We start from the raw sequence: 5,337 nt of genomic DNA, 5'->3' as shown, positions 1-5,337 counted from the left end.
ATCGCGCGCTCGGCGATCTCGTCCCGCGACACCTGGGCGATGAAGCCGGCCAGGTTGTTGATCAGGCGTTCCTTCTCGTCCTCCGACATCAGCCGGTAGAGGTTGCCGGCCTGCACGAAGTCGTCGTCCTCGGCGTGCGAGGGGGCCTCGTGCCCGTCGGCGGTGCCGGTGACGGGGGTCGCCGCCCACAGCGGGCGGCCGGTCTCGGTGGGGCCGCCGAAGGAGTTCGGCTCGTAGTTCTTCGCGCCGCCGTGCCGGCCGTCGTACATCACACCGTCCCGTCCGTGGGTGCGGGCCTCGGTGGCGTGCGGGCGGTTGACCGGCAGGTGGTCGGCGTTGATGCCGACCCGGTAGCGGTGGGCGTCGCCGTAGGCGAACAGCCGGCCCTGGAGCATCTTGTCGGGCGAGGGGCCGATGCCCGGCACGAAGTGGTGCGGGGAGAAGATCGACTGCTCGACCTCGGCGAAGATGTTCTGCGGGTTGCGGTTCAGCTCCAGCTTGCCGATCTCGATCGGCGGGTAGTCCGCGTGCGGCCACACCTTGGTGAGGTCGAACGGGTTGAAGCGGTAGGTGGCCGCGTCCGCCTCGGGCATGATCTGCACCTGCACGGTCCAGGTCGGGAAGTCGCCGTTCTCGATGGAGACACGCAGGTCGCGCTGGTGGCTGTCCGGGTCCTGGCCGGCCAGGACCGCGGCCTCCTCCGAGGTCAGGTTCTTGATGCCCTGGTCGGTCTTGAAGTGGTACTTGACCCAGAAGATCTCGCCGGCCTCGTTGGTCCACTGGAAGGTGTGCGAGCCGAACCCGTCCATGTGCCGGTAGGAGGCCGGGATGCCCCGGTCGCCGAACAGCCAGGTCACCTGGTGGGTGGACTCGGGCGACAGCCCCCAGAAGTCCCAGACGTTGTCCGCCTCCTGGGAGCCGGTGTACGGGTCGCGCTTCTGGGTGTGGATGAAGTCGGGGAACTTGATGGCGTCCTTGATGAAGAAGACCGGGGTGTTGTTCCCGACGAGGTCGTAGTTGCCGTCCTCCGTGTAGAACTTCAGCGCGAAGCCGCGCGGGTCACGGACGGCGTCGGCGGCGCCCAGGTTGCCGGCCACGGTGGAGAAGCGCAGGAAGACCTCGGTCTCCTTGCCGATCTCCGACAGGAACTTCGCCCGGGTGTACGGGGTGACGTCGGCCGTGACGGTGAAGGTGCCGTACGCGCCGGCGCCGCGCGCGTGCACGACGCGCTCGGGGATGCGTTCCCGGTTGAAGTGGGCCAGCTTCTCGATGAGCAGCTGGTCCTGGATCAGGCCCGGGCCGCCCGCGCCCGCCGTCTGGCTGTTCTGGTTGTCGGCTACCGGCGCCCCGGCCTCCGTGGTGAGCGGTCCCGCCGCGGTCTGGTCGGTCATCCCTGTTCACGCCCTTCGTTCATGCATTCCTCGGCGACTTCGGTGCGGACTCTTGGCCTCCGCTGAAACCGATCCTATATTGGACTTTGTCCAAGTCAAGACGCGGCCCGAACTCGTACCAGGTCGGGCCCCCGGGAGGCTCGCGCTAGGGTGGAACCATGAGTGACCTGCTACAACGACTCCGGGACCGGGGCTGGCGGCTCACCGCGCAGCGGCGTGTCATCGCCGAGGTACTGGACGGGGAGCATGTCCACTACACGGCCGACGAGGTGCACGCGCGGGCCGTCGCACGCCTGCCGGAGATCTCGCGCGCCTCCGTCTACAACACCCTGGGTGAACTGGTGGCCCTCGGCGAGATCATCGAGGTCACCACCGACGGCCGTGCCAAGCGGTACGACCCCAACGCGCACCACCCGCACCAGCACCTGGTCTGCTCCGGCTGCGGCACCATCCGTGACGTACGGCTCACCACCGACCCGCTGCGCGCGCTGCCGGAGGACGAGCGGTACGGCTTCACCGTCTCCGACGTCGCCGTCACCTACTACGGCAGCTGCCCGGTGTGTTCGGGCGCCCCCGGCGGCTGATTTGCTCCCGGGCGGTCGCGGACGCTACAGTAAAGACACAACGACGCGGGGTGGAGCAGCTCGGTAGCTCGCTGGGCTCATAACCCAGAGGTCGCAGGTTCAAATCCTGTCCCCGCTACGGAAGCCGAAGGGCCCGGATCCGATCAGGATCCGGGCCCTTCGCACGTTCGCCGGGCGAACGGGGAGAATCGACGCCATGGACGCTACTCTTCAGTATCTTCTCGATCTGCTCGATCTTGAGCGGATCGAGCAGGACATCTTCCGGGGTGCCAGTCACCCCTCGGTCATCCCCCGGGTCTTCGGCGGCCAGGTCGCCGCCCAGGCGCTCGTCGCCGCCTGCCGCACGGTCGAACCGGACCGGCTGCCGCACTCGCTGCACTCCTACTTCCTGCGCGGCGGCGACCCGGGCGCCCCCATCGTCTACACGGTGGACCGCATCCGCGACGGCCGCTCCTTCACCACCCGCCGGGTGGTCGCGGTCCAGCACGGGCAGCCGATCTTCCATCTGTCGGCGTCCTTCCAGCTGCCCGAGGACGGCCTGGAGCACCAGGAGCCGATGCCGCAGGCCCCGGACCCCGAGACGCTGCCGGACGGCGAGGAGGTGCTGCGCCGGTACGCGGACCGGTTCGCGGACCCCTCGGTGGCGGACCTGCTGCTGGAGGCGCGGCGGGCGGTGGACCTGCGGTACGTGGCGGAGCCGCCGTTCGCGACGGCGGGCCGGCGGCGCGAGCCCCGCTCACAGGTGTGGTTCCGCACCAACGGGAAGCTGGACGGCGACCGCGACGACCCGATGCTGCACATCTGCCTGGCGACGTACGTCTCGGACATGACGCTGCTGGACTCGGTGCTGCTCGCGCACGGGCGCGGCGGCTGGTCGGTGGGCGATGTGGTGGGCGCGAGCCTGGACCACGCGATGTGGTTCCACCGGCCGTTCCGGGCGGACGAGTGGCTGCTGTACGACACGGACTCGCCGGCCTCGGGCGGTGGGCGCGGGCTCGCCCGGGGGCGGATCTTCACCCGGGACGGGCAGCTGGCGGTGTCGGTGATCCAGGAGGGCGTGGTCCGCGTCCCCCGGGAGGAGAGCGCGTAGCGGCCCCGGCCGGTGGGCCGGTGCCGCACCGGTACGGCGCGGCGTAGGGGGAGGGCCGCGCCGTCAGCGGGGCGCCGGCCGCCGGACCCAGGTGGTCCACAGCGGACGGTAGCCCGCGCGGTGCCAGAACGGGCCGGACAGCGGGTTGAGGGCCGCGTAGTGCAGCAGGGTGTGGGTGGCGCCCGCCTCGGCCAGGGCCAGGTGGGCGGTGCGGACCAGGGCCGTACCGGTACCGGCGCCGCGGTCGGCCGCCTCCACCACCAGGGTGCCGAGATAGCCCGCGCGGCGGCCGGAGGTCAGCCGGGCGGGCCAGGCGGCGTTCGCGGGCGGCTCGGCGTGCAGCAGCCCGGTGACCCGCCCGTCCCGTTCGGCGACCCACACCCAGGCGGCGGGGTCGGCCAGCCGCTGCCGGGCGTGCCGGCCGGACGCCTCGCGCCGTACCGTCCCGCCGAACTGCTCGTCCCAGCGCAGCCCGTCCAGCCACAGCGCGACCGCCCGGTCGAGTTCGCCGGGTGCGCGCGGTGACAGCGGTCTGACCAGCGGATCGCCGGGGCGGGGCGGTGCGGTGTCCGGGGGGTGCGCGCCCGTGGTGCGGACGGCCGTCACCGTCTTCGGCGTGAAGCCGTGGGCCAGCAGCACCGGGGTGACCTCGGTGTCCCGGCTCGGCCAGGTGAACACCGCCTCGCCGTCCCCGGCCGGGTGGCCCCCGGCGGCCATCCGCCTGTCCCAGGCGGCCAGCAGCCCGTCCAGCGCGCGGGCCGGGTCGGGTCCGGTGAGCCGGGCGTGCAACTGGTGCCGGTCGAGCGCCGACCAGCTCGCCTCGTACGCTTCCGGGTCCAGGCGGCGGCGCCGGTAGCGGGCCTCGGCGCCCGGGAGGGTGAAGGTGATGTCGCCCTCGGCGGGCTCCGGCAGGGCGTGGACGGCCGGCAGCAGGCGGTCGAGGGCCCGCAGCCGGGTCTCTCCGGGCGTTCTCGTGCTCGTGCTCGTACGCGTCACGGACGTCACGCCCGGGAGCCTACGCGAGACCGGCCGCGTGCAGGAGGTAGGCGGTCATCGGCTCGTAGTAGCGCGGATTGGTCACATGATCGTCCAGCGGTACGCAGACCGACAGGGTGCCCTCGGCCTCGGCCAGGAACAGCGCGGGGTCGTTGCAGTCCGCGTAGCCGATGGCGTCGATGCCGTACTGCGCGGCGCAGCCAGCCCAGCCGTGGTCGGCGACCACCAGGTCCGGCGGTGCCTGGCCGTCCGCCGCCAGGGCGTCGAGGATGGCCGCCATCGGGTGCGGGGAGTGGGTGTGCCACAGGGTCGCGCCGCGTTCGTACATCGCCACCCCGGCCATCTGCGCGACCACGCCCTCGTCGGCGGTGAGCCCGATCGGCACCTTGACGATGTCGCAGCCGGCGGCGGCCAGCGCGAAGCCGGTGCGGGCGTGCACGTCCAGCAGGCCGCCCGGGTGCCCGGTGGCCAGCAGCACCCGCTGCCGGCCGTCGGCGGCCTTGCGCAGGGTGGTGGCCGCGCGCTCCAGGGCGTCGATGGTCAGCTCCGGGTCGATGGTGTCCTGGCCCTGCCGGTGCTCGGGGTCCTCGTTGACGCCGCAGCGTTCGGCCATGACGGCCAGCACGTCCTGCTCGTCCGCCCAGCGGTCGCCGAGTTCGAGGCCGAGCCAGTAGTGCCGGTTGCCGTTGGCCAGTTCCCGGTAGTGGGAGAGGTTGTTCTCCCGGGGGGTGGCCACGTCCCCGGCGATCCGGGCGCGTATGAGGTGTTCGGTCAGTTCCGGGCGGGAGGGCACGTAGGACAGGGGCGGCATACGGCCAGTATCGCCCGGGCGGGGTGTGGTGGGGTGCCCTGTCGCCGAGCTGTGATCTCGGGGCAGCGTGCGGATGCTGGGACCTGCGTCGGTGAGGGCGATGGGGGCGGCGCGCGCGCCGTCGTCGGTGCGCGGCGTCCAGCCGTCGCGGTCGGCGTGGAAGGCGTCCAGGTCCGCGTCGGTTGTGATCTCCACCCCGGCGGGCGCTTCCTCCCGGGGTCGCGCCAATTCCTATACCGGTATTAGTATCACGGGCATGGTACGCAACCCCCTGACGCCCGAGGAGCGCGAGCGCGGCCGGCAGCTCGGCCTGCTGCTGCGGGAGGCGCGCGGCGGACGCAGCATGACCGAGGTCGCGATGGCCGCCGGGGTCTCCCCGGAGACGCTCCGGAAGATCGAGTCCGGCCGGGCCCCGACCCCCGCCTTCTTCACCGTCGCCGCGCTGGCCGAGGCGCTCGACCTGCC

6 protein-coding genes and 1 tRNA gene are annotated in these 5,337 nt (G+C 72.3%); 4 read left to right on the top strand and 3 right to left on the bottom strand.

Features of this window, described 5'->3' with window-relative positions; translation table 11 throughout:
- Positions 1–1,391 (bottom strand): catalase (locus ACFV5N_RS24265; protein ID WP_385603639.1); only part of this gene is annotated, 1,391 nt, incomplete at its 3' end.
- A gap of 158 nt (positions 1,392–1,549) precedes the next feature.
- Between ACFV5N_RS24265 and ACFV5N_RS24260 the strand changes: the two genes are divergently transcribed.
- The 3 genes from ACFV5N_RS24260 (at position 1,550) to tesB (ending at position 3,065) form a co-directional block, all read left to right on the top strand.
- Complete coding sequence (locus ACFV5N_RS24260; RefSeq protein WP_385603636.1) at positions 1,550–1,975, top strand: Fur family transcriptional regulator; 426 nt, start codon at positions 1,550–1,552, stop codon at positions 1,973–1,975.
- A 44-nt stretch (positions 1,976–2,019) separates the two neighbouring features.
- Positions 2,020–2,093: transfer RNA gene (locus ACFV5N_RS24255), tRNA-Met, on the top strand.
- Positions 2,094–2,171: 78 nt separating this feature from the next.
- A complete protein-coding gene (tesB, locus tag ACFV5N_RS24250) occupies positions 2,172–3,065 on the top strand; it encodes an acyl-CoA thioesterase II (RefSeq protein ID WP_385603634.1) in 894 nt (297 codons plus the stop codon).
- Between the two features lie 63 nt (positions 3,066–3,128).
- Here the strand turns inward: tesB and ACFV5N_RS24245 are convergent, their stop codons facing one another.
- Positions 3,129–4,070 carry a GNAT family N-acetyltransferase gene (locus ACFV5N_RS24245; RefSeq protein WP_385603631.1) on the bottom strand — a complete coding sequence of 314 codons (942 nt, stop codon included), beginning with the start codon at positions 4,068–4,070 and terminating at the stop codon, positions 3,129–3,131.
- Positions 4,071–4,080: 10 nt separating this feature from the next.
- Positions 4,081–4,872: a phosphatase gene (locus ACFV5N_RS24240; protein WP_019435688.1), complete on the bottom strand. Its 792-nt coding sequence runs from the start codon at positions 4,870–4,872 to the stop codon at positions 4,081–4,083.
- A 256-nt stretch (positions 4,873–5,128) separates the two neighbouring features.
- Between ACFV5N_RS24240 and ACFV5N_RS24235 the strand changes: the two genes are divergently transcribed.
- Positions 5,129–5,337, top strand: a 209-nt coding sequence (locus ACFV5N_RS24235) for a helix-turn-helix domain-containing protein (protein ID WP_385603628.1), incomplete at its 3' end; no start/stop codon positions are given.

This window comes from Streptomyces sp. NPDC059853 (assembly GCF_042731495.1).
In the GTDB taxonomy this organism is placed as follows: Bacteria; Actinomycetota; Actinomycetes; order Streptomycetales; family Streptomycetaceae; genus Streptomyces.
The sequence above is the reverse complement of the archived record's forward strand: the minus strand, read 5'-3'. Positions and strand labels throughout refer to the sequence as shown.

Coding starts and splice junctions, on each gene's coding strand:
- ACFV5N_RS24260 (WP_385603636.1), top strand. CDS start 1,550: ATGAGTGACCTGCTACAACGACTCCGGGACCGGGGCTGGCGGCTCACC.
- tesB (WP_385603634.1), top strand. CDS start 2,172: ATGGACGCTACTCTTCAGTATCTTCTCGATCTGCTCGATCTTGAGCGG.
- ACFV5N_RS24240 (WP_019435688.1), bottom strand. CDS start 4,872: ATGCCGCCCCTGTCCTACGTGCCCTCCCGCCCGGAACTGACCGAACAC.